Raw genomic sequence first — 26,178 nt, 5'->3', positions numbered from 1 at the left:
GATCCGCCCGGCCGGGGCGCCTCAGCCCCGGTCGGGCCAGCCCTCGGGCAGCACGTCCCGGCCACCCATCGCCTCACTCAGCCGACGCCGGAAGTCGGCGTGCACGTCCGGGCCCCATACCAGCTCGCTCGGGGTGCGCAGGGCCTGCTCCATCGCGGCCCGCAGCACCGCCGGGCGCGACTCCCCCTCCACCACCGGCACCGCCAGCAGAGCGTGCATCTGGGTGACCACCGCGAACAGCTCCCCCGCCAGCGCGGGCGCGCTCGCGCTGGCCGCGGCCTCCTCCAGGTAGGGCTCCCACCACGGACCCCGCCCGTCCTCCTCCTCGGGCGAGGCGAACCCCCGGTGCAGCCGCCCGCGCACCCGGTCCGCGGTCTCGGGGCCGGAGGCCTCCAGGCCCAGTCGCCAGACCCGTTCGGCCTCGGCGGGGTCCCCTCTCAGCGCGAACAGGCCCGCCAGGACCTCCACCGCGGCGGCCGAGGTCTCCGGCTCCGGCGCCTCCCCGTCCTCCCTCCCGGCGCGCTCGACCACCGCGCCGGCGTCGGCGATGGCGTGTTCGAGGTGGGCGGCGGCGCGCAGCAGGCGCAGCCGGGGGTCGTCGGCCACCGCCAGGCCGCGCTCGACGGCCGCCGCGGCGGCGCCGGGCAGCCCCCGGGCCAGCAGGCGCTCGGCCAGGTCCCGGGCCGCGTCGACCACCGTGGCCGCGTGCAGGCGGCTGATCTCCCGAGAACCGGCCGGAAGGGTCAGGGCCGCCTCCCAGTGCTCCTCGGCCCCGCCGGTGTCACCGCGCTCCTCGGCGGCGCGGGCCAGCCCGTAGCGGGCCACGGCGGCATAGGCGGCCCCGCCCAGGTCCAGCAGCCCGCGCCAGACGCGTTCCGCCTCCTCGGCCTGCCCGTCCTCCTCCAGGGACAGCGCCAGGTGGTAGGCGGCGCGCGGGGCGTGGCGCGCGTCCCCGGTCTCCAGGGCCGCGCGGGCCGCCTCCCGGGCGGCGGGAAGGTCGCCGCCGCGGTCCCGGACCACGGCCAGGCCCAGGAGGGCGCGGGCCCGCGTGCCCGGGTGCGGGGCGGCGGCGGCCTGCTGGTAGAGCGCGGCGGCGCGGGCGAGGTGGCCGCTCTCGGCGAGGTCCTGGGCCTGGTCGCACAGGTCCTCGGCGTCCCCGTCGGGGACCGCGGCCGCCTCCTCGGTGTCCCGGGGGTCGGTGGCCTGGGGCGGTTCGGCGGAACCGGAGCGCGGGGAGGGTCCGGACGTCGTGGTCATGGTCGAGCTTTCCATGGGGGCGTCGGTTCGCGTGGTGGGAACGCGACCCGTGTCGCCGCAACTCTAACGCGGAAGGGGTCGCTGGCCGGGTCGGGATCCGCCCGGGTGTTCCCTCCCTTTCCCCTGCCCTCCGGAAGGGTTCGTCAACACGAGCTCTGCTTTACGATGTAGATTCGCAATTGGGCGCAGGCGGGGCGCCGACCCGGAGGCCGACGCCCCTGCCGTGTCCCGCTCCCGTGCCCTAGAGCTCGAAGGCCTCCGGCGGCGGGCAGGAGCAGACCAGGTTGCGGTCACCGTAGGCCTGGTCGATCCGGCCGACCGGCGGCCAGTACTTGTCCGTGCGCAGCGAGGCCAGCGGGTAGGCCGCCTCCGCGCGCGTGTAACCGTGCTCCCACACGTCGGCGGTCACGGCCTCGGCGGTGTGCGGAGCGTTGCGCAGCGGGTTGTCCTCGGCGTCCCACTCCCCCGACACGACGCGGTCGATCTCGCCGCGGATGGCGATCATCGCCTCCACGAACCGGTCCAGCTCGGCGAGGTTCTCGCTCTCGGTCGGCTCCACCATCAGGGTGCCGTTGACCGGGAAGGACATGGTCGGCGCGTGGAAACCGTAGTCCATGAGCCGCTTGGCCACGTCCTCGTTGCTGATGCCGCTGGCCTTCTGCAGCGGGCGGATGTCGATCACGCACTCGTGCGCGACCAGCCCGTTGGCGCCGGTGTAGAGCACCGGGAAGTACGGCTCCAGCCGCCGGGCCAGGTAGTTGGCCGAGAGCACTGCGACCTCGGTGGCCGAGCGCAGGCCCTCCTCGCCCATCATCCGGATGTAGGCCCAGGAGATGGGCAGGATGCCCGCCGACCCGAACGGGGCCGCCGAGACCGGTCCCACGCCCGTGTGCGGGCCCGCCTCGGGCTGGCCCGGGTGGTTGGGCAGGAACCCGGCCAGGTGCGAGCGGACCGCGACCGGGCCCACACCCGGACCGCCGCCGCCGTGCGGGATGCAGAAGGTCTTGTGCAGGTTCAGGTGGCTGACGTCGGCGCCGAACTCGCCCGGCTTGGCCCAGCCCAGCAGCGCGTTGAGGTTGGCGCCGTCCACGTAGACCTGGCCGCCCGCCTCGTGCACCAGGCGGCACACCTCGGTGATCGTGTCCTCGTAGACCCCGTGCGTGGAGGGGTAGGTGACCATGATGGCCGCCAGGTCCGCGGCGTGCTCGGCGGTCTTGGCGCGCAGGTCGGCCAGGTCCACGTTGCCGTTGTCGTCGCAGGCCACGACGGCCACCCGCATACCGGCCATGACCGCGCTGGCGGCGTTGGTGCCGTGCGCGGAGCTGGGGATCAGGCACACGTCGCGGTGGGCCTCCCCCCGCGAGCGGTGGTAGCCGCGGATGGCCAGCAGGCCGGCGAGCTCGCCCTGGGAGCCCGCGTTGGGCTGCAGGGACACCGCGTCGTAGCCGGTGACCTCGGTCAGCCAGGCCTCCAGGTCGCGGATCAGGGCCACGCTCCCGGCGGCCTGCTCCAGGGGCGCGAACGGGTGCAGGCCCGCGAACTCCGGCCAGGTGACCGGCTCCATCTCGGTGGTGGAGTTGAGCTTCATGGTGCACGAGCCCAGCGGGATCATCGTGCGGTCCAGGGCCAGGTCGCGGTCGGACAGGCGGCGCATGTAGCGCAGCAGCGAGGTCTCGCTGCGGTGGGTGGTGAACACCGGGTGGGTGAGGTAGTCGACCTCGCGGACCAGGGCGGCGGGCAGGCGGTCGGCCTCCCCGTCCACGCTCAGCCGCACCCGGGAGGAGCCGCGCTCGGCCTCGCCGAAGGCCGCCAGGACCCGCTCCAGGTCGGCCGGGGTGGTGGTCTCGTCCACGCTCACGCCCACCGTGCCCTGGTCGACGGCCAGCAGGTTGTACCCGGCCGCCAGGGCGGACTCCACGACGCGCGCGGCGCTGGGCACGCGCACGCGCAGGGTGTCGAAGTAGGCGGAGTGGACCAGCTCGAAGCCGCGCTCGGTCAGGGCGTCGGCCAGGGCCGCGGTGCGGGTGTGCACCTGGCGGGCGATCGCGCGCAGGCCGTGGGGGCCGTGGTAGACGGCGTACATCCCGGCCATCACGGCGAGCAGGACCTGGGCGGTGCAGATGTTGCTGGTGGCCTTCTCCCGGCGGATGTGCTGCTCGCGGGTCTGCAGCGCCAGCCGGTAGGCGGGCTTGCCCGCGTTGTCCACCGAGACGCCGACCAGGCGGCCGGGCAGCTGGCGGCGCAGCTTCTCTCCGACGGCCATGTACCCGGCGTGCGGACCGCCGAAGCCGAGCGGGACGCCGAAGCGCTGGGTGGAGCCGACCGCGATGTCGGCTCCCAGGTCGCCGGGGCTGCGCAGCAGGGTCAGGGCGAGGATGTCGGCGGCCACCACCGCCAGGGCGCCGCGCTCGTGCGCCTGCGCGATGAGGTCGCCCGGGTCTCGGACGAGACCGCTGGAGGCGGGGTACTGCACCAGGACGCCGAAGGCCTCGCCCTCGGGCAGGCCCCGGGACAGGTCGGCGACCACCACCTCGATGCCCAGGGGTTCGGCCCGGGTGCACAGCACCTGCAGGGTCTGCGGGAAGACGTCGGAGTCCACGACGAAGACGTCGGCCCTGCTCCGGGAGGCGCGGCGGGCCAGGGTCATGGCCTCGGCGGCGGCGGTGGCCTCGTCCAGCAGCGAGGCGCCGGAGACGGGCAGGCCGGTCAGGTCGGCGACCATCGTCTGGAAGTTGAGCAGGGCCTCCAGGCGGCCCTGGGAGATCTCGGGCTGGTAGGGCGTGTAGGCCGTGTACCAGGCCGGGTTCTCCATGATGTTGCGCAGGATGACCGGCGGGGTGAAGGTGCCGTAGTAGCCCTGTCCGATCAGGGAGGTGCGCACGTCGTTGCGCGCGGCCAGGTCGCGCAGTTCGGCCAGGGCCTCCTCCTCGCCGATCGCCGCGGGCAGGTTCAGCGGTGCGCTGCGGCCGGGGCCGGTGAGGATCGACTCCGGCACGGCGTCGGACATGAGTTCGGCGGTGGAGCCGTAGCCGACGGTCTTGAGCATCTCCTGGGTCTCGGCCGGGGTCGGGCCGATGTGGCGGTCGGCGAAGACCCGGGCGGGCGCCCCCGGGGTGTGCACGGGCTGATCTGGCACGGAGACCTCCTGGTGACAGGGCCGATGGTCGGCGGTGTTCCTGACGGTCTCCCCCTCTGTCACCGGGCACGGCGGTGCCCAGGCTCCAGAGCGGCCTCCTCCACACGATCCGTGGTGCCTGAGAGGTTACTGGGGAGTATTGCCCCGTCGGCGCCCCGTTCCCGGGGTCTCTCTCGCGCGGTATCGACAGCCAACTCACAGTCTGTACATGTGTACAAGCAGGGTGAATGTCGGTTTTCATCCCTGTTGTGACTACGACCGTACTCGATCGCCGACACGGACACCGCCTCCGGGCAGGCGTTTCCCCGGACCGGCCCCACCGGTATGGCGGATCGCACGAACACGCGCTGGTCCCAGGGCCCGGCACGGTGTGCGCGACCCGCAGCGGTGCGGAGGGCTCAGCCGGTGCGCCGCTCCCTGCGGCGCCTGGCGAGCTCGTCCACGGGTTGGGGGGCGGCGGCGGGCAGGTCGGCCCGCTCCTCGGCCGGGACCACGCCCAGCGCCTCCTCCAGCTCGCGCCAGACGTTGGCCAGGGCCAGGCCGAACATGCCCTGGCCGCGCTGCATGAGGTCGACGACCTCCTCGGGCGAGGTGCACTCGTAGACGCTGACGCCGTCGCTCATCAGGGTGATGCGGGCCAGGTCGGGGGCAGCGCGTCCGCGCAGATGGTCGACGGCGGTACGGATCTGCTGCAGGGAGATGCCGGTGTCCAGGAGTCGTTTGGCCACCTTGAGCAGCAGGATGTCCGGAAGGCTGTACAGGGGGGCGTTGTGGGCTCCGGCGCGCACGCTCGGCTCCACCAGGCCCGTTCTGGCCCAGTAGTCGAGCTGGCGGTAGCTGATCCCGGCGGCCGTACACGCCGCGGGGCCCCGATACCCGACGTCCATAGGCAGCGCCACCACGTCCTCTTCGCACAGTAGGCCCTGCTGCCCCGCTAGCCGCAGCGCGGACCGCCTGTCATGGGGATCCCGCTTGCCGCCCGCTACCGCCACGCCGACCTCCGGCTCCTCGTCCCACGGCGGTCTTGACAGGGGATGTCCACTCAGGGATGGGGTGCGCCGCGGGTTCTACTGCACTGACGGTAGGACGGCCGACCGGCAGCGTCAACGACACCGCACGGCGCGTCGCCAAGTGCGCGCGGCGGCGGAGCCGCGGAGCCGCCCCGGAGGCGGGCGAGGAGCCCGCCGGGGGTTCGGCCCGGACCGTTACGGCCATTCCCGCTCCCAACCTATCACCGGCCATCAAGGAGAAGCCGCAGGTCACAGCATGCCACCCGCGGCCGTGCCCGAACACCGCACACGCGCCTGGGACCCGCCGTCCGCACGGGTCCCGCGTACGACAGCCCGCACGGGCGCCTACTCGGTACGTCTGCCGAAGTCCTCGGGCGAGATGTTGTCCAGGAACTCCCGGAAGGCCTCGACCTGGTCCTCCTGCTCGTCCGGAATGGGCATCCCCGCCTCGGCGATCACGTCCTCGTGCGCGTAGATCGGCGTTCCGGTGCGCAACGCCAGCGCGATCGAGTCGGAGGGCCGCGCACTGACCTCCACACCGTTGCTGAAGACCAGTTCGGCGTAGAAGATGCCGTCGCTGAGGCCGGTGATGTTCACCGTGGTGAGCGCGGTGTCCAGGGCGTTGAGCACGTCCCGGAACAGGTCGTGCGTGAGCGGCCTGGCTGGTGCGACACCCTGCTGGGCCAGCGCGATCGCGGTCGCCTCCACACCGCCGATCCAGATCGGCAGGTAGCGGTCCCCATCGGATTCCTTGAGCAGGACTATCGGCTGGTTCGAGGGCATCTCAACCCGGACGCCGACGACCTCCATGTGCTTCACAGCGTCTCCGTCCCACGAGTCATCATGCCGGATGGGCGCTCGTCCCTGCTCACCCCGTGGATCAGGACCCGAGGGCGAAATCGGCACCCTTCGTTACAAAGTTCTCCGGCGGCGGGGGGCCGCAAACCTCTTCGGCCCGCCCGCCGCTCCCGCTCGAGGCCGTCCGCTCCTCAGCGGCGCGGCTTGGTCAGCAGGACCATGCGGAACTTACCGATCTGGATCTCGTCCCCGCCGCCGAGCTGGGCCTCGTCGACCGGCTCGCGGTTGACGTAGGTGCCGTTGAGGCTGCCCACGTCGCGGACGCCGAACCCGTCGCCGCGGCGGAAGAACTCCACGTGGCGCCGGGAGACGGTGACGTCGTCCAGGAAGATGTCGCTGTTGGGGTGGCGGCCGGCGGTGGTCACGTCACTGTCCAGCAGGAAGCGGCTCCCGACGTTGGGGCCGCGCTTGACCACGAGCAGCGCCGTACCCGGCGGCAGCGCGTCGGGGTTGGCGGGGTCGTCGCCGCCCAGCTCCTCACCGGACTCCTCCTCCTCCAGGGCCTGTATGCCCGAGAGGGAGATCGTGGAAGTGACGTCTCCGCCGGACTCCCCGCCAGCGCCGGGTCGGGGGCCCTGCTGTTCGGCCCTGCGGAGGGGGGTTCCACAGTGGGAGCAGAAACGGGCATCATCCGCAACGGCGTGACCGCACTGCGTGCAGTAAACGCTCGACATAGGTCGGCTCGGCCTCCTACCGCACGGGGCGGTGCTTGATTCGGCTGATCGGTGACACGTGCCGGGCACCACGCGGGCGCTGGGCCCGCCCACCGCCCGGAACGCGGCGAGACGTTCCGCTGTCGTGCCAGCGGTGCGCCTCGCACGGTCGGTCGCTAGGTCTCATCCCCCGCGTCGTCCTCCTTGTCACCCCCGGTGAGGGTATCCGCCGTTGCCGGGACACCCGATCCGGTGGGCCACGAGGCCTCCGGGGAACACTCGACTTTAAACCATATCCCTGTCCAGGAAGGGTTTCGCTCCTCCTCGGCCTGCCGTGGACACCCCACCGCGAACGCGCCGGACGACGGCGGATCCGGCATCCCGGAGCACTACCGGGTGTCGGGGTCCGACCACGTGGGGGAGCGATACCCACCCTGGTGGTGATGCCCCGCGGAGGAGTTTGGTTCTACGCGGATCGCCGCGGATTCGCATCGCCTTCACCGAACCGCCACGACCTGCGTGTATGTCCATTTTATCCGCTAAGTCGGGCTCGCGGGGAGTTCGCGACCGGACACGTGGAGCGACCGGGCGAGCGCCCGAGGTGCGGGCGCGGACGGTCCCCCGCCCGCGCCCGCACCCCCGGACTCAGCCCTCGGCGCGCTCCACGACGGCCGCCCACTCGTCCAACAGCCGGTGCGCGGTGTCGGAGTCGGGACCTTCGGCCCAAAGATGGGTCACGGCCTCCGCGGTGTCGGGGAGGACCAGGGCCCAGCTTCCGTCCGGCTCGATCACCCGGACGCCGTCGGTGGTGTCGAGCTCGCGGCCGCCAGCCGCCTCCACGACCGCGCGCATCACGCTCCCCTTGACCGCCCACGGGGTGGGCACCGAACGGCGCAGCAGGTGCGCCTGGGGGATCGTGCGGTCGATCTGGCTGAGCGACCGGCGGGTCCGGGCCACCAGGGCCAGCAGCCGCACGAAGGCGGCGATGGCGTCACTGGTGGGGCTGAAGCGCGGCACGACGAACCCGCCGCGGCCGTCAGCGGCGAAGACGATGTCCTCGTCGGCGCGGACCGCCTTGGTCAGCTCGTCGGTGGCCGTGGCCGTCCAGCGCACCTTGACCCCGTGCGAGGCGGCCACCGTCTCGGCGACCCGGGTGGTGGTCACCGGCAGGGCGACCGTGCCGCCGCCGTACTCGGCGCAGACCAGTTCCAGGACGACCAGCAGGGCGCGCTGGTTCTCCACCAGCGCACCGTTCTCGTCCACGATGGACAGCCGCTCGGCCACCGGGTCGAACCGGACCCCGAAGTCGGCTCCCGACCCCGAGACCAGCTCGCCCAGCCGCTCCAGGTCCCGGTTCTGCTTGGCGACGGTGTCGGTGGGCGAGGCCTCGTCCAGCCTGTTGTTGACGGTGAGCACGTCCACGCCGATCCGGCCCAGCAGGGAGGGCAGGATCAGCGAGCCGCTGCCGCCCGCGCAGTCGACCACGACCTTGAGCTCGGCCTCGGCCACGCCGGAGGTGTCCACCCTGCGCAGCAGCTCGTGCGAGTAGCTCTCCACGTTGCGCGAGGGGAAGGTCAGCTCGCCGATCTCCCCCGGGAAGGCCCGGCGGTACTCGGCGCGGGAGAAGACCCGGTCGAGCTTGCGCTGGGCGGCCGGCGACAGGTCGGCCCCGTCGCCGTCCAGGAACAGGATGTCCACCGACTCCGGGTCGCCCGGGCTGGTGCGCACCGTGATGCCGCCGCTGACCCCGCTCTGGGAGGTGTGGAAGCGGGCCACCGGCAGCGGCACCACCTCCAGGTCGCGGACCTCGATGGCGGCGGCGGTGAGCGCGCTGATGATGGCGCGCTTGAGCGTGCGGGCGGCGCGCGAGACGTCACGCGAGGTGGTGACGATCGCGCCCTTCTTCAGGGTGGTGGCGTAGGCGTTGGCCAGGCGCACCGCCAGTTCGGGGGTGATCTCGACGTTGATCAGGCCCGACACGCCCCGGGGGCCGAAGAGCGAGCGCTGCCCGCGCGACTCCCAGATGACGTTGGTGCTGACCACCGCCCCGGCCTCGATGGTCTTGAACGGGTAGACCTTGACGTCGTTGTGCAGGTAGGCCTCGGACTCGATGACGCAGTCCTCGCCCACGACCGCGCCCTCCTCGATCCGGGCGGCGGCCATGACGTCGGTGTTCTTGCCGACCACGGCGCCGCGCAGGTTGGCGCCGCGCCCGATGAAGACGTTGTCGTGCAGGACGGTGCGGTGGGCGAAGGCCTCGGCGCGCACCACGGCGTTGCTGCCCACCACGGTGAACTCGCGCAGTTCTGCGCCCGCCTCGACCTTGGCGTAGTCGCCGATGTAGAGCGGGCCCTTGAGGACGGCCTCGGGGTGGACCTGGGCGCCCTCGCCGACCCACACGCCCGGGGAGACCTCGAAGCCGTCGATGTCCACGTCGACCTTGCCCGAGAGCACGTCGGCCTGGGCGCTGAGGTAGCTCTCGTGGGTGCCCACGTCCTCCCAGTAGCCCTCGGCGATGTAGCCGTAGATGGGCTCGCCGTCCTTGAGCAGCTGCGGGAAGACGTCACCGGACCAGTCGACCACCTCGCCCTCGGCGACGCGCTCCAGGACCTCCGGCTCCATGATGTAGATGCCGGTGTTGACGGTGTCGGAGAAGACCTGGCCCCAGGTGGGCTTCTCCAGGAAGCGCTGGACGCGGCCCTGCTCGTCGACGATGATGATGCCGAACTCGAGCGGGTTCTCCACCCGCTTGAGGCCGATGGTGACCTTGGCGCCGCTCTCGCGGTGGAAGCGCACCATGTCGGTCAGGTCGATGTCGGTGAGCGCGTCACCGGAGATGACGATGAAGGGTTCGCCGCGAAGGTGCTCCTCGGCGTTCTTGACGCTGCCCGCGGTCCCCAGCGGGACCTCCTCGGCGACGTAGTGGAGCTTCATGCCCAGCTCCTCGCCGTCACCGAAGTAGTTGCGGATGAGGGTGGCCAGGAACTGGACGGTGACCACGGTCTCGGTGAAGCCGTGCTTGCGCAGCAGGCGCAGGACGTGCTCCATGATGGGCTTGTTGACCACCGGCAGGAGCGGTTTGGGCTGGTTGGCCGTCATCGGGCGCAGGCGGGTGCCCTCGCCGCCCGCCATGACGACGGCCTTCATGGGAGGCGCGGTGTCCTCCGGTGCGGCGCCTTCGGTCTGGCTCATCGCCGGTACCTCCGTACGGCCGCGTCGCCGGGGAGGGCGGTGGCGGAATGCTGTGCGGCGAGCGCGCGGTGGCCCGCGGTGGGACATGTTCTCATGCGGAGACGACACTCCCTTTCGATCCGACAGGACTCACGGTGAGCCGGTCCGCCGGGGGATCAGGGGCCGGTTCGTCCCTGGTCCGGGCGGCTCGACCGGTCCGAGCTCTCGGCGACCGCGCCGGGGTCCCCCTCAGCGGTCGCCGGTGTGGCTGGATCGGGTCGATCCGTGGTGCCCCCGCGCACGGGGTCGCTGTCCCCGACGGCCCGCTGGCCTCCGGTGTGATCAGCGCGTTCGGCGCGGCGGGTCTGGGCGATCAGGCGCAGTCCCTGTACGGCGTAGAGCAGTCCGGCCCACCAGTACAGAGCCGTTCCCCAGAGTGCGAACGCCCAACCTATAATTCTCGCCACATCCGCGACGATCGAGGCGTAACCGGCGATGAACAGCAGGGGGAACGAGTAGAGAAGGCAGAGGGTGGCGGCCTTCCCGGCGAAGTTGACCGGCAGGGGTCCGTAGCCGTAGTGGCGCAGCAGCGGGATCGCGCCCAGGATGAGGACGTCGCGCAGGACCAGGATGGCCATCAGCCACCAGGGCACGATGCCGCGCACCACCAGGCCGAGCAGGGCCGCGAAGATGTAGAGGCGGTCGGCGAGCGGGTCCAGGACCGTGCCCAGGCGCGAGGTCTGGTTCCAGGCGCGGGCGATCTTGCCGTCGAGCCAGTCGCTGAGCCCGGCCAGGGCCAGCACGAGCAGGGCCCACCAGTCGGCCTCGGGCACCAGGACGAGCCACAGGAACAGCGGCACACCCACCAGGCGGAGCATGCTCAGTAGGTTGGGAACCGTCCAGATGCGGTCACTGACCGCCGGGCTGGCCACATCGCCCCCCGCCGTGAGTCTGCCGTCTTCCCCGGATCGCCCCATGGCGCCAACGATAACGGGCGGGAGCGTCGGTTCCCGCCATCCAGGGGCCCACCTGCCCTGACGTGGTCGAAGGGCGGTCGCGGGTCGATCGTACCCCGCACGTTCTCCCGTTCCGCACCGCGCGCGCCCTCCTCCGACGTCGTCCTTCTCACGGTCCGACGTCGGAGGGCGCCCCAGGGTTCCCGGGGCGCCCGGGGGCCGCCCGGAGGGTCTGGCGCGCCGCCGGTGGTCAGTCCCGGGGCGGCGCGAGGTGGGCGACCAGGCGGCGCAGGCGTTCGGGGCCGGTGGGCTCGGTGTCCTGGAGCGGGATCTCCACGGTGCCCAGGGAGGCGAAGCGCTCGCGGGTGGCGGCCAGCGCCTCGGCGGTGTCGGGCCCGGCGGCGTCCGCGGGCGGGATCTGGTTGACCACCACGGGGGCGAGCCGGAACCCGGCCTCGGTGAGCTGTTCCACGGCCCGGGCGGTCTCGGCCAGCACCATGCGGCGGGGCAGTGTCACCAGACGCACGACGGCGTCCCGGCGCATCCGGTCGGCGGCGCGCTCCAGGCGGTGGCGCCGGGCGTGCAGGCGCTCGGTGAGCGGATCGGCCTCTTCTCCGTCCCCTCCGACCACGTCGGCGAAGGCCTCGGCGCGCCGGGCCCGTTCGCGCTGGCGGGTCAGGCCCTCCACCCAGGGCGTCAGGAGCGTGGGCAGGTGGAGCAGACGCAGCAGGTGGCCGGTGGGCGCGCTGTCCACGACCAGGGCGTCCCACTCCGCGCCGACCTGCTCCATGCGGTCCACGAGCAGGTCGGCCAGCGCGGACTCGGCCATGCCGGGGCTGGAACCCGCCTGTTGGAGGTGGCGGCGCACGGCGGGCATGACCTCGGGCGGAACCGCCCGGTAGGCGTCCTCGACCACCTGGTCGACGCGGCGGCGCACGGCGGCGTCGGCGTCGGGTTCGGCCGCCCACAGGTTCGGGGCGACCCGGACCGGCTCGTCCTTGAGCGGGGTCTCCAGGGCGTCGCCCAGCGAGTGGGCGGGGTCGGTGGAGAGGACCAGCACCCGGTGTCCGGCTTCGGCCAGGGCCAGGGCGTGGGCGGCGGCCAGCGTGGTCTTGCCGACCCCGCCCTTGCCGCCGACGAAGGTGATCGCGGGGCTGGGGGCGGCGCCGGCGGCGGGCTCGGTCAACAGCAGCCTCCGGGTGCTCCGAAGTCCCTGCGGCCCATTCTGCGGTGCCACTCGTGCAGGTCGGCGACCATGTACGGGATCAGGTCCAGGGTCTCGTAGGCGACGGGGTTGTCCACCCCCAGGGTCTCCAGCATGAGCAGGGCCCGCAGCGTGTCCTGCTGGGTGCGGGCCTCGCGTCTGCGCGCGTGGCCCCAGCGCGCGTCGAAGACCGCCTGGTGGAAGTCCTCGAAACGGCGCCAGGCGGCGACGGCGCGCCGCCAGGCCCGTCCCAGCTGGGCGGGCCCGGCGGCCTTGCGGTGGTCGTCGTGCATCGGTCCGGACAGACTAGCCGTCCTCGCCGCCCTCGGCGGTCTTCGCGGCGGGGGCCTCCTCGGCGGAGGGGGTTCCCGCCTTACGGGCGGCGAAGGCCGCGCGCAGGGCCAGGAAGGCCTCCACCGTCATCCAGACGGCCAGGACGAAGATGAGCACGTCCAGCGGCGCCAGCACGTAGGTCTGCATGGCGTCGCCCGACTGCACGAACTTCAGCAGCTGGGTGATGAGCGCCCAGGAGGTCATCGCGACCAGGAAGACCAGCGGGACGAGGATCGCGATGGGGTTGCGGCCGCGCTTGGTCACCCAGACCGCGATCACCGAGAGCGCCAGGCCGGCGGTGAGCTGGTTGGTGGTGCCGAAGAGCTGCCAGAGGGTTCCGGCGGCGAAGTTGCCCGGCACCATGGCCAGGGCGAAGGGCACGCCCACCGCGATCAGGGTGGCGACGGTGATGTTGCGGGACAGGAAGACGAAGACCCGGTTGACCGCGCCGCCCTCGGACGCCTTCTCCGCCGCGATGGTGCTGATCTCCTGGATCGTGTAGCGCTGCAGGCGCACCGCTGTGTCCAGGCTGGTGGCGGCGAAGCTGACCACGACCACGGTGGCGAAGACCAGGCCGACGCTCTCGGGGATGCCGATGTTGCCGGCGAACCCGGCCACGCCCTGGACGAAGGTGCCCGCGGGGCTGGCCCCGGCGGTGGCCCAGTCGGCGTACAGGTCGGTCCAGGCGGCGTTCTCGTTGGCGGAGAAGACCATGATCCCGGCGGTGCAGGCCAGGATCGAGCAGACGGCCAGCGTGCCCTCGCCCAGCGAGCTGAGGTAGCCCACGTACCGGGCGTCGGTCTCCTTGTCCAGCTGCTTGGAGGTGGTGCCCGAGGCGACCAGGCTGTGGAAGCCGGACACCGCGCCGCAGGCGATGGTGATGAACAGCAGCGGGAAGATCGAGGGCGAGCCCTCGGGCAGGTCGCCGCGGAAGGCCGGGGCCTCGATGGTGTTCATGCCCACGACGATGCCGACCATGATGATGAGCAGGCCCAGCACCATCTGCTGCTGGTTGATGTAGTCGCGGGGCTGCAGGAGCATCCACACGGGCAGGCGCGAGGTGAAGAAGGTGTAGGTGAAGATCAGCACCAGCCACACCATCGCGGGCTCCACGCCCAGCGCCCCGGCGATCGGGTCGACGGTGATGGGCAGCATCTGCCCCAGCGGGATGCAGGCGTAGACGATGGCCAGGGAGACCAGCGAGGGCACCAGGGCGGCGGTGCGGCGGCGGTAGATGAGCTGTCCGACGCCGATCGCCAGCGGGATCGTGACCAGGGTGGGCAGGACCGCCTCGGGGTTGGCGATGAACAGGCCCGCGATGATGACCGCGAACACCGCGTTGACCATCGTCACCAGGAAGAAGATGATCAGCAGGAACAGGATCCTGGCCCGGGTGCTGATGACGTCGCTGGCCAGCGCGCCGATGCTCTTGCCCTTGTGCCGGACCGAGACCACGATCGAGCCGAAGTCGTGGGCGCCCGAGGCGAAGATCGTCCCCAGCACGACCCACAGCAGCGCGGGGCCCCATCCCCAGAAGACCGCGATGGCCGGACCGACGATCGGCGCGGCCCCGGCCACCGAGATGAAGTGGTGCGCGAAAACGATGTGCTTGTTGGTCGGGACGAAGTCCACGCCGTCCTTGTAGGTGTGCGCGGGCGTGACGAAGGCCGGGTCCAGCGCGTACACGCGCTTGGCCAGATAGGCCGAGTAGAAGCGGTAGCCGAGCGCGAACAGCGCCAGGGCCCCGAGGAGGACGGCTACGGCAGGCATGGGGATTCCTTCACTCTAAGCACCTCTGGGGGATATCGCGGCTGGTGGGGTGCTGCGTGCGGTCTTGGAGTACAGTCCCGAGAAATTAACATGAGGCGTACATCACGGAAAAGGATGAATGTGAACGATTTGGCCACAGCCTGGCGCGGCGCCTCCACGGGTGAACTGTGCTGGCTGACCGCCGACGGGCCCGCCGCCGTACCGGTGGTACCCCTGATGGTGGACCAGCCCTGCCTCGCCCTGCCGCTGGCCCACCTGTCCGCGGTCGACTCGCTGCCCGGCCGCGCCGCCTTCTGCGTGAGCGCCCCGGCCGGTCCGGACGGGCCGACCCTGGTGGCCACGGGAACGATCAGCGTGCGCCTGGACGTGCGGGGCGAGGAGTTCGGCGGGGACCTGGTGGAGCAGGAGGTGCTCAAGCACCCCCCGAGCCGGTTGCGGGTGGGCAGCCTGATGGCCCGCAAGGAGAACTGGTGGTGGATGGCGCGCGCCCTGGTGAGTCTGGTGGAGGTCGACGAGGTGCGCGCGCTGCCCGCGCGCACCCGCGCCCAGGACGCCGTGCTGGTGCGCGAGGAGGCCTCCGACGCGCGGGTGGACGTGGTGACGGCCGAGGACTGGTCGGCCGGGCCGGGCCGGGAGGTCGAACTGTGGCCGCGCGACGGCGGCGACCTGGCCGGGGACGGCGGCCGGGCGCTGGTGATGGGCCACCAGGCCAGCCCCGACCTCGAGCGCTGGGAGCGCTGGACGCGCACCGGGACGCTGTGGGGCCAGACCCTGCGGGTGGAGGCGGCCGACGGCGCCCCCGACCCGGACCCGCGCCCGTACCGCCTGCTGGAGCGGCTGCGCAACCACCGTGAGGTGGAGCGCGCCTGCAAGGCGGGCGTGGCGGCGGTGGAGCGGCGCCTGGGGCGCTGACCCGCGCGGCGGACCGCCGCGACCTCAGAGCGTGAGGATGCGGTCGGCCTCCCGCAGCCCCGACAGCATGGCGCCGTGGACGGTTGCCGTGTGCTCGATCTCGGTGGCCTCCCCCCCGAAGAACACCCGCTCGCCGATCGGGGCGCCCAGAGCCACCCGGTCGCCGTCCCCCGAGCCCACGGCCGTGTAGGAGAAGCCGCCCCGGGCGAAGGGGTCGTCCATCCAGCGCGTGACGTAGTGGCCGACCGGATCGGGCGCCTTGCGGAACACGCCGCGCAGCGAGGCCATCGCGTGCTCGACCACGTCGGCGTCGTCCATCCCGGCCAGGAACCGGGCCGGGCGGCCGCCGTTGCGGCTGACCAGGATCGGCGCGCCCAGGACACGCTGCCCGGCGTACCAGTGGAACCAGGCCCCCTCCTCGGTGCCCAGGTGGACGAGCACCTCGGCGTCCCCCCAGAACACCTCGTCGAAGCGCAGGAACAGCTTCTCCAGGCGCCCGCTGCCCAGACGCCGCACCGCCTCTGCCTTGTCCTCGGGCAGGGGCGGGTCGAACTCCACCTCTCCGGCCTTGAGCACGCCCAGCGGCAGGGTCACCAGGACGCGGTCGGCGACCAGGGTGTCCTCACCCCGGGGTGTGTCCACGCGCACGCGGACACCGTCCTCGTCGTGGGCCACGGCCAGCACCACGTGTTCCAGGCGCACGTCCAGCCCCCGGGCCAGGTGGTCGGTGAGCTGGCCCATGCCGTCGGGGAAGACGACGTCGTCGCCGCTGAACTCGTGCAGGGCGCCCACGGCGGAGAAGGCCACCTCCTCGGCGTCGGCGCCGTGGTCGGCCTCCACCAGGCGGTGCACGATCTCGTTGGCGTCGCGCGCCCGGGCCCGGACCAGGTTGGCGTCGTAGAGGGCCTGCTTGATGCCGTCCTCCATCGACTGCTGCTCTCCGGCGCCGACCTTGTCCCAGTACATGTGCTCGTTCAGGAGGTGGACGTCCTCCATGTTGCGACGGTGGCGGTCGAAGAGCAGCCGCCTGCCCTTGGGGTCGTAGGCGGTCTCGGTGGAGCGGTTGAACACGGCCGTGCGCACGCCGGCCTCGCGGACCAGCCGGGCGAGCGGGTTGTTCTCCTCGCCGCGCATCCAGGAGGCGCCCGCGTCCAGGGTGACCCCGTCGTCCCAGTCGCGTACCGAGTGGATGCGACCGCCCAAGCGGTCGCGGCCCTCCACGACGGTGACGCGCTCACCCGCCTCGGCGAGCCGGTCGGCCGCGGCCAGCCCGGCCATGCCGGCGCCCACCACGACGGTGTGCCCGCGTCCGGGCGCGGCCTCGCGCCCTCGGGGTCCGGGCTCCGGGGTCTGGGGCGCGTTCTCCTCGTCGGACTCGGTCTGCTGGCTGAGGCCCTCCGGGTCACTCATGTGCGCCTTCCCCTCTGTTTCGGTGACCGGCAGTGCGACCCTAAGCGCCGCGCGCGGCCCTGCCCTGGAAGGACACCCCGTCCGCGCGGGCGGGGTGCTCCACCGGCGGGGTCCGCCCGCGCCGACCGGCGCGGGCGGACCCCGCCGGACCGCTCGGGAGCGGTCCGGCGCCGGGTGTCAGACGCTCCGGGGCGGGTCGCCCTCGTCGTCCTCCAGCTCGATCCGCTCGCGGCGGCGCTCACCCTGGACGTGCTCCTCGCGGGTGACGTCGCGCTTGCGCACGTGCACCTCCTCCACGGGGACCTGCTCCTTGGAGACCACCGGCCGCTCCTCGTAGAGCGTGAAGGTCTCCTCCTCCTCGCCCATCTCCCCGGTGTCGCGCACCGCGTCGGGGTCCTCGATGCGGCGGCGCTCCACCTGGAGCTCGTCGTGGTGCAGCGGGACCGACTCGTCGAACTGCTCGGACTCGACGTACTTGTGCAGCCGGGCCCGGCCCGCCTCGCGCCGTTCCACGCCGATGTCCACGCGCTCCTCCGAGCGCGTCACCGCCGCCTCGTCGGCCAGGTCGTCGTCACTGGTCATGTCGGGGCGCCCGGTGGTCTGCGGGCCCGGGCCCTGACCGGGAACGGCCCCCTGGGCCATGGGGCCCCGTGCCGGGCGTAGTACTCGCGGACGGTCTGCTCCTCCTCGGGGGAGATGTGCCGGTCCGCGTCGATGTGCGGCGCGTCCTTGACGGTGTCCTTGTCATAGGGGATGCGGATGTCCTCCTCCGCGGGCTGGGAGCCCTGGAGCGGGACGAGGGTCTCGTGCCTGCCGAAGAGGCCGGTGTTCACCGAGACCCAGCTCGGCTGGTCCGTGTTGTCGTCCAGGTAGACCTGGTTGATCTTGCCGACGTTGTTGCCGTCCCGGTCCAGGACGTGGTGTCCGATCAGGTCCGCGGGTGTGCGTTCACGTGCCACGGTCTCCCCCTTGGTGCTTGGGTGCGTAGGGGGCGCCCGAGCGCCCCAGCGCTGTCCGCCCACTGGCCTACCCGCCATGAACTGGGAGGACAACGGCTCAGGGCAGGCGCTAACCGGCCGTGGGCGAGTGTTGACGGGGTTTTTCCGCCGGGGTGCGCCCGTTGGGGCGGGCCTTGCTCGGCGTTGGCCTCGCGTGGAGACCACGCCGCGAACGCGAACACTTTCGGTCATTATCCGGAAGCCCGCGGTGACGGACTTGCGCCCCGAGGGGCCGGGGCCCGGCCGAGGGGTGCCGGGCCCCGGGTCGGGGGCGGGGTCAGCAGGTGTTGTCGCGGCTGTTCTGGAAGGTCACGTTGCGGACCACGGTGTTGACCGCGCACGGGTTCTCGGTGAGCGCGGTGTTGACCAGGGTCAGGTTCTGGAACGTGATGCCCGAGGTGTTGGCGAACTCGCTGCGGGCGGCGATGCGGACGTCGCCGGGACCCGCGATCGTGCCGCCCTGCTGGGCGATGGTGACGTTGTGGCAGTTCTCGATCAGTACGGCGTTGTTGCCGGTCTGGGCGATGTCCACCCGCTCGATCACCGCGCCGCCGCTCTCGGAGACGCAGAAGATCCCCCGGCCGCCGCCCCGGGCCCGCACCTCGCCGACCCGGATGTTGGTCGGGTAGCCGCTGCCGACGCGGCCGTTGCGGTTGGCCATGCGGAAGGCGGCGTACCCGGTTCCGGTTCCGGCGCCCTCGGCGTCCACCCGGCCCACCGTGGCGTTGACGGTGTCGTTGAGCAGCAGGCCGGAGTAGCCGGTGTCGCGGGCGGTGACGGTGCCGATGGTCAGCCCGTCCACGCCGTAGGTCTCCACACCGTGGTTGCTGGTGCCGGACACGTACACGTCGTCGATGCTGATGTTGCGGGCCTCGCGGACGGCGTCGTTGTCGCGGCTGTCGATGCGCATGCCCAGGCCGCCGGACAGGCGCAGGTCGATCTGGCCGAAGTGGACGTTCTGCGAGGTACGCACGTAGACGCCGAAGTAGGGCGCCCCGGTGACGCGCAGGTGGGGCACGGAGACGTTGGTGGCGTGCCGGATGCGCACGGGGGCGTTGCTCCCGCTCGCGGATCCGGTGACGTTGATGGTGCCGCACACCTCCAGCGAGGTGTGGCTGGGCAGGTCCAGGGAGGCGTTGCCCGGCATCGATCCGGAGCCGCGAACGACCACGCGCTCCTGGGCGGTGCGGCCCGGGGACAGGCTGTTCACGGCCGCGCGCATGGCGGCGAGCATGTCACCGCCGGTGTAGACGGTGCTGTTGCCGTTGCGCGCGGTCCAGGTTCCGCCGTTCTGGACGGCCTCGGCGTGGTAGGAGCCGCCGCCGCACTCGTCGGAGGAGTCGCCGCCGTCCACGCGGACCAGGTCCCAGACCTGGTTGGCGCCGCCCAGGGAGTCGTACTGGGACAGGCGTCCGCCCGCGGCGGAGTTCCACTCCCACACCTCCAGGGCCTTGCCGCTGTTGCGGTTGATCAACTGGACGCCCGAGCCGGTGTCGACGGGGCTCCACTGCTGGTTGGCCGAGCCGTGGTCGGTGTACTGGCGGATCTCGGCGCCGTTGGCGGTGGAGTGCTCCCACACGTCGATGGCCTTGCCGCTGTTGCGGTTGACGATGCGGTAGTAGCCGTCCCCGGCGGGGACGAAGCGGAACTGCTGCCAGGCGCCGTCACTGCGGTTCCACTGGATGAGCTGGGCGCCGTCGGCGGTGGAGGCGTTCTCCACGTCGGCGACCAGGCCGCTGTGCTGGTTGCGCAGGACGTAGTAGGCGCCGGTGTCGATGTCGGCGGCCCGCGCGGAGGTCACCGCGGCGGCGGACAGGCCGCCCGTGCACAGGACCACGGTCAGCGCGGCGTACAGGAGGCGCCTCAGGCCGAGGGGCCGGGCGCGGCGGGGTCGCGGCGCGGCCGTGGCCGTGCCGTCCGGGGGGTTGATGGGCACTGCTGCTCCTCATGTGCGATTTCCGGACAGCGGTGTCCGGAAGGACGGGGGGTTAGGGAGCGCTCCCATGCCACCGGAAGTTAACACAAAAAACGTTTTTACGGTAGCCGTGCGACTACGGACGGAAAGGTACCGGGTGCCGGTGGAACCTCCCTCCCGTCGTCCGCGCAGGTGAACCGCACTCGGGCTCCGCGCCTCCTCAGCGACCGTGCGGTGAACGGCCCGGCCCTCCCCCGCGCGGAGGGCCGGAACTGGAAAACCGTTTTCCCCGACGGCGTGCCCGAAACCGGGCAGCCCGGAAGGCGTCAGCAGGAGTTGTCCTGGCTGTTGTTCCAGGTGATCTCGCGGACGACGGTGTCCACGGCGCACGGGTTCTCGTTGAGCGCCGTGTCGGTCAGGGTGAGGTTCTCGAACGTGACACCCGAGGTGTTGGCGAACTCGTCGCGGGCGGCGACACGGACGTCGCCGGGACCCGTGATCGTGCCGCCCTCCTCGCCGATGGTGACGTTGTGGCAGTTCTCCACCAGTACGGCGTTGTTGCCGGTCTCGGCGATGTCCACCCGCTCGATCACCGCGCCGCCGCTCTCGGAGACGCAGAAGATCCCCCGGCCGCCGCCGCGGGCGCGGACCTCGCCCACCCGGATGTTGGTCGGGTAGCCGCTGCCGACGCGGCCGTTGCGGTTGGCCATGCGGAAGGCGGCGTACCCGGTCCCCGTACCCGCCCCCTCGGCGTCCACCAGGTCGACCGTGGCGTTGACGGTGTCGTTGAGCAGCAGACCGGCGTTACCGGTGTCGCGGGCGGTGACGGTGCCGATGGTCAGCCCGTCCACGCCGTAGGTCTCCACACCGTGGCCGCTGGTGCCGGACACGTACACGTCGTCGATGCTGATGTCGCGCGCCCCGCGCACGGAGTCGTCGTCGCGGCTGTCGATGCGCATGCCCAGACCGCCGGACAGGCGCAGGTCGATCTGGCCGAGGTGCACGTTCTGCGAGGTACGCACGTAGACGCCGAAGTAGGGGGTGCCCGTCACCGACAGGTGGGGCACGGAGACGTTGGTGGCGTGCCGGATGCGCACGGGGGCGTGGGCGCTGGGGGAGCCGCCCGTCACGTCGATCGTCCCGCACACCTCCAGCGAGGTGTGGCTGGGCAGGTCCAGGGAGGTGTCGGCGGCCATGGAGCCGGACCCGCGAACGACCACGCGCTCCTGGGCGGTGCGGCCCGGGGAGAGGCTGTCGACCGCCGCGCGCATCGCGGCGAGCATGTCAGCACCCTCGTAGAGGACGTCCTCCCCGTTGCGCGAGGTCCAGGTGGAGCCGTCCTTGACGGCCTCGGCGTGGAAGTCGCCCTCACCGCAGGCGTCCGCCGCGGCCTCGGGGTCGATGACCAGGAGGCCCTCCTCGCGCTGGATGTCGGAGGAGTCCACCTGCCCCGACAGCTGCGCGCCGGCGGCCGTACCCAGGCCCAACGCGGCGGCGAGCGACGCGGCCACCAGGGCGTAGCGCGAACGCCGACGCGCCCTCGCCGGATCCCGGCCGGTGTCATGCTCTGCGGAACTCACGCTCACTCCTTCGGGGCAACCCCGGGACGGGGCCCCGGGGACGGACGCGGGCCCTTGTGAGCGTTCACAAGGGCCCCGGAGCCTGAAAAGCTAGCATGTGTCAGGTTTTCCGCTACCGGCGGGTTACCCGCCGGTAGCATCAGCGGCCTCAGGCCGAGCGCGCGGTCTCCGCCGGGACCGGCCGCACCCCCCGGACCACCAGCCACAGGGCCAGGAGCAGTTCGGAGAATCCCAACATCGCGAGCACGGGGGACGCGTTCGCCTGGAGCACGGGCCAGGCGAAGAGCAGCACGCCGTCCAGCACGTAGGCCAGACCGCCCAGGCCCACCAGCACGCCCAGGAGCGCGGGGACCAGACCCGAACGCCGCAGCAGCGGGCCCAGCAGCACGAGGTGGACGCCGAAGAACACCAGCGCCGCGCCGAAGCCGAGGGAGAACACGTCGAGGTGGAACGAGACGAGGGCGTGCGCCTGGTCGGGCCCGAGCGCCGACAGGTGGTCCTCCCCCTCCAGCAGGAGGGCGGCCTGCGCGTAGTGCAGTAGGAAGGCGCTGACCACGGCGGTGTAGACCAGCCGGAAGCTCGCGGCCAGCAGGGCCCAGGTTCGGTTCACCGGCCGCAGCAGCACGTAGAGGAGCACCGCGACCGGCACGTCGCACAGGAAGGCGAGGAGGTAGCCGAGGAAGCCGAACCGGAACAGCTCCGGCGAGGCCTGGATCCGCTCGGCGGTGGCGAGCGCGTCGCCCGGGACCACCAGGCTGGAGCGGATCGCCTCGGCGCACAGGGCGCTCACGGCCATCACCAGCAGCAGGGCGCCGGTGGCGCGGGCCAGGCGCGGGGCCGCGGTGTCCGGGGCTGACACCGTCATGAGGCGTCCTCCCGCCGCTGGGCGTGCGCGAGCGCCGAGGGCGTGTCTCGGCCGACGATCGCCGGGGCCTCATGGACCAGCGTGTCGTCGGTGATCGCCTCCACCATGAACAGCGCGAAGTCGGTGCGCCGGGTGATGTTGCTGGCCAGCACCGGGGCGCCGACGTGCCTGCTCCACACGGGCAGGCCCTGGCTCTCCCCCTCCTCCAGGTCGCTGCCACGCACGACCGTCCACCGCGTGCGGCTCTCGAAGATCCGGCGGCACGCCTCCACCTGGTCGTCGACGTCGGCGACGCGGACCAGCCGCAGCAGCACGGTCAGCGCTCTGCCGGACGCGAGGAACCAACGCGAGTACACGTCCTTGCCGTCGCGGGTGATGTGCCAGCCGCAGGAGAACACCAGCCGCGCCCCCTCGGGCGCCAGGTCCATTACCGCCTGGGCCGTTCCGGAGGAGTAGCCGCGCACGCCCCACGGGACCAGGACGGTGAGCACCGCGTCGCATCCGGCGACCGCGCGCCCGATGACCTCGCGGTCGTCCGTCTGGCCTGGGACCACGGTGATGCGGTCGCCGAAGTCGGCCAGCTTCGCCACGCTCTTCTCCCGGCACACGCCCACGACCTCGTAGTCGCGGTCCAGGGCGTGCTGGACCATGTACCGGCCCAGCTTGCCGGAGGCCCCGACGACACAGACCCGCAACCGGCGCCCGCCTCCCTCTCTTCCCTGCCCCGTGTCCATAGTCCGTCCCCTTTCCACCGCGAGTCGCCGCCTTACACTTGTAAGGCTGCACATGGAGGCTAACCTTACGGATGTAAGGCCGTCAAGGAGAGGCGGCGGAGCACCGACGTAGTTTCCGGAGCGTTCACGTGGCACCAACCCCAGAACGGCAGCGCCCCTCGCTGAGCCGGGAGCGCGTCCTCCAGGCGGCCGTGAGTGTGGCCGACGAGCGCGGCGTGGCCTCGGTGAGCATGCGCAAGGTGGCCGAGCACCTGGGGGTGGAGGCGATGTCGCTGTACCACCACGTGGCCAACAAGGACGAGATCCTGGACGGGATCGTCGACCTGGTCTTTCGCGAGATCGAACTGCCGGACGAGGCGGCCGACTGGCGCGGCGCCATGCGCGTGCGCGCGTTCTCGGCCCGCGCGGCGCTCTCGCGGCACACCTGGGCGCTGGGGCTGATGGACTCGCGGCGCAACGCCGGTCCGGCCACGCTGCGCCACCACGACCGGGTGATCGGGTGCCTGCGGCGGGCGGGTTTCTCCATCGCGATGGCGGCCCAGGCGTTCTCGACCCTGGACAGCTACGTCTACGGGTTCGTCCTCCAGGAGTCGAGCCTGCCGTTCCAGACGTCCGAGGAACTGGAGGACGTGGCGGACGCGCTCCGCCGGAGCTTCCCGGCCGACCAGTACCCCCACCTCACCGAGATGATGGTCGACCACGCCCTGCGCCCGGGCTACGCCTACGCCGACGAGTTCGAACTCGGCCTGGACCTGATCCTCGACGGCCTGGAGAGGGCTCTCTCCGACCCCGCCTCGCCGTGACCGCTGGCCATGCCCTGGAGGCGAACGCGGCTCCGGTGCACGCGTAAGCCCCGGGAACCGAGCGGTTTCCGGGGCTTCGTGGTCAGTTGAGGTGGAAGGAGGGAGGAAGGTCAGGACTCGGAGCGGGCCGCCTTCAGCGAGGAGGGGAAGGGGCCTCGTGCCGGGCGCGAGGGAGGCTCTCAACCCCGGGAGGGAGGCATGCCAGAACCGAGGTAGGCCAGCACCGTGCGGTACCCGCCCCCGGGCCGGAGATCGAAGCGGTCGGCCCGGCTGGCCATGCCCCGCGGCGGCAGCCAGGCCGCCAGCGGCTCCGGGCCGGTCGTCGCCCGGTAGGCCGCCTCGGCGCGGGCCCGGACGGCCCTGCTGGCGCGGTCGGTGCGCAGCGGCCGGAAAGGCGCGCCCCACCCTGGCGTTCTGCGCGTGACCTTGTGCTTGTAGCGGGTTCGGGCGCCCGGACTCGCTGTGAGTAGAAGGTCAACGGGTCAGGTGGCCCGCGGCCATCCAGAGCGCGACGCTTCCCCCTCCGGCGCCCACTTCGAGGCAGCGCCAGCCGGGGGCGATTCCGGCCTGCTCCAGGCGCCGGGTGGTCATGGGGGCGTAGGCGGCGGCCAGGAGGCGGTGCTGGTCGCCGGCGTGCTCGCTGTGGTTGTCGAAGACGTAGCGCGAGCCCGGGGTCCGGGTGGCGGTCACGGGTTCCTCCTTCGCGGGTTGGCTCGGACCGACGGCCCGGGCGGCGACGCGGGTCAGGGTGGCGGTGCACACCTTGCCGGTCGGGCCGAGCGGCAGTTCGGGCAGGACGAGGACGTGTTCGGGGAGCGCGCGGATGCCCGAACCGCGTACGCGCAGGAAGGCGATCAGCTCCCCGGGGTCGGGCGGGGCGGAGTCGGGGGCGGGGACCACGCAGGCGCACATGCGCTCGCCCAGGTCGGGGTCGGGCACGGGCACGCAGTGCGCCTCGACGAGGCGGGGGTGCGCGCTGAGGGCGCGCTCCACCTCGGCCGGGTAGAGGTTGACCCCGCCGCGGATCACCGTGCGGCGCAGGCGGTCCACCACGTTCAGGGCGCCGTCGGGGTCCAGGCGGCCCAGGTCGCCGGTGCGCACCCACCCGCCGGGGGCGCGCCGACGGGCGTCCAGGTGGGGGCGGCGACGTGGCACAGGGGGGTCATTCGGGCCCCGGGCCCAGATCTCACCGGTCTCGCCGGGTGGAACCGGAACGCCCCGAAGACCGCGGACGCTGATCTCGGCCACGTCGGGGGCGGGGTGTCCGGCCAGGCCCGGTTCCCAGGCGTGCGGGGCGCGGGCGGTGTGGCAGTTGACCCCGTCGGTGGACCCGTACACGTTGACCACCGGTTGGCCGAAGCGGGTGGCGCAGGCGTGGTGGACCTCCCGGTGCAGCGGTGCCCCGCTGGCCACCACCAGGCGCAGTGAGGAGGTGTCCGCGGTTCCGGGGTGCTGGGCGATGCGCCGCAGCATGGTGGGCACCCCGATGAGGTGGGTGGGGCGGTGGCGTTCGATCGCGTCCAGTGCGGCGGCCGGGTCGAACCGGGGCAGCAGCACCAGGGTTCCGCCGTGCCGGGCCAGGGTCACCACGCCGAGGGAGCCGAAGGAGGAGGCCAGGGAGACCAGCAGGAGGTTGCGCATGGGGTCGGCCCCGGCGCGCAGCGCGCCCAGGTAGTTGCCCCGGCCGCCCGCCATGGCGTTGTGGGAGTAGGCGACCATCGACGGGACGCCCTCGGTGCCGGAGGAGATGAGGATGCGGGCCGGGGACTCCGGGTCGGCGGGGGTGGCGGTCCAGGTCGGCGGGGTCGGCCGGCGCGTGGCGCACCGTGTGGAAGCCCGGGTCCGCGGCGGCGCGGGCGTAGCGTTCCTGGGCCTGGCGCAGGAGCGGCGGGGCGGCGCCCGGTCCGGTCTCCAGGGGGCCCGCGGTGGGCAGGTCCAGCAGGCGCAGCAGCAGGACGTGGTCCTCGGTGCTCAGTGCGGCGCCGAGGGCGGGGCGGCGGAGTCGGCGGCATCGGACCCCCTTCCTGGGGTGAGGGGCGGAGGCCGCGGGCCAGAGGTCCTCCAGGAGGCGTTCCAGGGTGCGGCCGTAGGTGACGAATGCGGCCGGGTCACCGCGGCCGGGGTCGGCCCCCTCGGCCAGCAGGTGCGGTCGCAGGTGCAGGTGGGGCTCGATGGACAGTGCCCCGGTGTAACCGTGCGCGGCGAGCAGGCGCAGGCTGTCGGCCACCACGGCCACGCCGGTCCCGGGGAGCACGTAGCCGACCCGGCCGCCGGGTCCGGTCACCGCGTCCTTGACGTGCACGTGGACCACGTGGTCGAGGAGGTCGGGCAGCAGGTCCGGGGCGTGGTAGCCGTGGGCGGGGCGGGACCAGTTCCCGATCACGGAGGCCACGGCGACCACGTCGGTCCCGCTGGCGCGGAGGCGCTCCGCGACCGCGGCGAAGGCCCGGTCCTCCAGCGCGGCGACGGGGACGCCGTCCACCGAGCGCAGTTCCAGGCGGTTCCAGCCGAGCGCGGCCAGGGCCCCCAGCTGCGTGCCGAGGCCGGGCGCGGCCTCGTCCCCGATGCCGGCCAGCGGAGGTCGCTCAGGCGCCGACGGCACTGTCCACCTCC

18 protein-coding genes, 1 pseudogene and 1 riboswitch are annotated in these 26,178 nt (G+C 72.6%); of the genes and pseudogenes, 2 read left to right on the top strand and 17 right to left on the bottom strand.

Annotated features, from left to right (window positions below; translation table 11 throughout):
* Positions 1-21: 21 nt before the first annotated feature.
* The 10 genes from FYW95_RS23950 to FYW95_RS23905 all read right to left on the bottom strand — a co-directional run bounded on the left by FYW95_RS23950 (position 22) and on the right by FYW95_RS23905 (position 14,348).
* Entirely contained in the window at positions 22-1,257 is a 1,236-nt protein-coding gene (locus FYW95_RS23950) for a tetratricopeptide repeat protein (RefSeq protein ID WP_159942439.1), read from the bottom strand.
* A 241-nt stretch (positions 1,258-1,498) separates the two neighbouring features.
* The gene (gene gcvP / locus FYW95_RS23945) at positions 1,499-4,393 is read right to left on the bottom strand and encodes an aminomethyl-transferring glycine dehydrogenase (RefSeq protein ID WP_159942438.1); all 2,895 of its coding nucleotides are present in this window, start codon (positions 4,391-4,393) and stop codon (positions 1,499-1,501) included.
* A gap of 95 nt (positions 4,394-4,488) precedes the next feature.
* Positions 4,489-4,579: riboswitch (glycine riboswitch) on the bottom strand.
* A gap of 212 nt (positions 4,580-4,791) precedes the next feature.
* Positions 4,792-5,280, bottom strand: a complete 489-nt coding sequence (locus FYW95_RS23940) for a MerR family transcriptional regulator (RefSeq protein ID WP_159942490.1) — start codon at positions 5,278-5,280, stop codon at positions 4,792-4,794.
* Between the two features lie 468 nt (positions 5,281-5,748).
* On the bottom strand, positions 5,749-6,222 hold the full coding sequence (locus FYW95_RS23935; protein WP_159942437.1) for a bifunctional nuclease family protein: 474 nt from the start codon (positions 6,220-6,222) through the stop codon (positions 5,749-5,751).
* A gap of 170 nt (positions 6,223-6,392) precedes the next feature.
* Positions 6,393-6,935, bottom strand: a complete 543-nt coding sequence (locus tag FYW95_RS23930; protein ID WP_159942436.1) for an FHA domain-containing protein — start codon at positions 6,933-6,935, stop codon at positions 6,393-6,395.
* A gap of 624 nt (positions 6,936-7,559) precedes the next feature.
* Positions 7,560-10,061, bottom strand: a complete 2,502-nt coding sequence (locus FYW95_RS23925; RefSeq protein WP_159942489.1) for a mannose-1-phosphate guanyltransferase — start codon at positions 10,059-10,061, stop codon at positions 7,560-7,562.
* A 200-nt stretch (positions 10,062-10,261) separates the two neighbouring features.
* Positions 10,262-11,017 carry a cardiolipin synthase ClsA gene (locus FYW95_RS23920; RefSeq protein ID WP_159942488.1) on the bottom strand — a complete coding sequence of 252 codons (756 nt, stop codon included), beginning with the start codon at positions 11,015-11,017 and terminating at the stop codon, positions 10,262-10,264.
* A 274-nt stretch (positions 11,018-11,291) separates the two neighbouring features.
* Positions 11,292-12,227, bottom strand: coding sequence for an ArsA family ATPase (locus tag FYW95_RS23915; protein WP_236567757.1), 936 nt, complete (start codon positions 12,225-12,227; stop codon positions 11,292-11,294).
* On the bottom strand, positions 12,224-12,538 hold the full coding sequence (locus tag FYW95_RS23910; RefSeq protein WP_201295010.1) for a cory-CC-star protein: 315 nt from the start codon (positions 12,536-12,538) through the stop codon (positions 12,224-12,226). The genes FYW95_RS23915 and FYW95_RS23910 overlap by 4 nt, the downstream gene beginning before the upstream one ends.
* Positions 12,539-12,551: 13 nt before the next feature.
* Positions 12,552-14,348, bottom strand: a complete 1,797-nt coding sequence (locus tag FYW95_RS23905; protein WP_159942435.1) for a carbon starvation CstA family protein — start codon at positions 14,346-14,348, stop codon at positions 12,552-12,554.
* Positions 14,349-14,468: 120 nt separating this feature from the next.
* Between FYW95_RS23905 and FYW95_RS23900 the strand changes: the two genes are divergently transcribed.
* Positions 14,469-15,260 carry a hypothetical protein gene (locus FYW95_RS23900; protein ID WP_236572297.1) on the top strand — a complete coding sequence of 264 codons (792 nt, stop codon included), beginning with the start codon at positions 14,469-14,471 and terminating at the stop codon, positions 15,258-15,260.
* A gap of 24 nt (positions 15,261-15,284) precedes the next feature.
* Here the strand turns inward: FYW95_RS23900 and FYW95_RS23895 are convergent, their stop codons facing one another.
* The 6 genes and pseudogenes from FYW95_RS23895 to FYW95_RS23870 all read right to left on the bottom strand — a co-directional run bounded on the left by FYW95_RS23895 (position 15,285) and on the right by FYW95_RS23870 (position 22,723).
* Positions 15,285-16,670 carry a flavin monoamine oxidase family protein gene (locus FYW95_RS23895; RefSeq protein WP_159942433.1) on the bottom strand — a complete coding sequence of 462 codons (1,386 nt, stop codon included), beginning with the start codon at positions 16,668-16,670 and terminating at the stop codon, positions 15,285-15,287.
* A gap of 177 nt (positions 16,671-16,847) precedes the next feature.
* Positions 16,848-17,629 (bottom strand): annotated as a pseudogene (locus FYW95_RS23890) (PRC and DUF2382 domain-containing protein).
* Positions 17,630-17,945: 316 nt separating this feature from the next.
* Complete coding sequence (locus tag FYW95_RS23885; protein ID WP_201295009.1) at positions 17,946-19,604, bottom strand: RICIN domain-containing protein; 1,659 nt, start codon at positions 19,602-19,604, stop codon at positions 17,946-17,948.
* Between the two features lie 305 nt (positions 19,605-19,909).
* A complete protein-coding gene (locus FYW95_RS23880) occupies positions 19,910-21,163 on the bottom strand; it encodes a right-handed parallel beta-helix repeat-containing protein (protein ID WP_236567756.1) in 1,254 nt (417 codons plus the stop codon).
* 148 nt (positions 21,164-21,311) lie between these two features.
* Entirely contained in the window at positions 21,312-22,028 is a 717-nt protein-coding gene (locus tag FYW95_RS23875) for a DUF4386 domain-containing protein (protein WP_159942430.1), read from the bottom strand.
* Entirely contained in the window at positions 22,025-22,723 is a 699-nt protein-coding gene (locus tag FYW95_RS23870) for an NAD(P)-dependent oxidoreductase (protein WP_236567755.1), read from the bottom strand. The genes FYW95_RS23875 and FYW95_RS23870 overlap by 4 nt, the downstream gene beginning before the upstream one ends.
* Before the next feature lie 167 nt (positions 22,724-22,890).
* Between FYW95_RS23870 and FYW95_RS23865 the strand changes: the two genes are divergently transcribed.
* Positions 22,891-23,565, top strand: coding sequence for a TetR/AcrR family transcriptional regulator (locus FYW95_RS23865; RefSeq protein ID WP_159942428.1), 675 nt, complete (start codon positions 22,891-22,893; stop codon positions 23,563-23,565).
* Positions 23,566-24,039: 474 nt separating this feature from the next.
* On the opposite strand, the gene FYW95_RS23860 is transcribed toward FYW95_RS23865, so the two are convergent.
* Complete coding sequence (locus FYW95_RS23860; protein ID WP_236567769.1) at positions 24,040-25,314, bottom strand: class I adenylate-forming enzyme family protein; 1,275 nt, start codon at positions 25,312-25,314, stop codon at positions 24,040-24,042.
* Positions 25,315-26,178: the final 864 nt, after the last annotated feature.

The sequence above is a fragment of the Nocardiopsis sp. FR4 genome (assembly GCF_009830945.1).
Lineage (GTDB): Bacteria > Actinomycetota > Actinomycetes > Streptosporangiales > Streptosporangiaceae > Nocardiopsis.
Note: the sequence above shows the minus strand (reverse complement) of the source record. Positions and strands in the feature narration are given on the sequence as shown.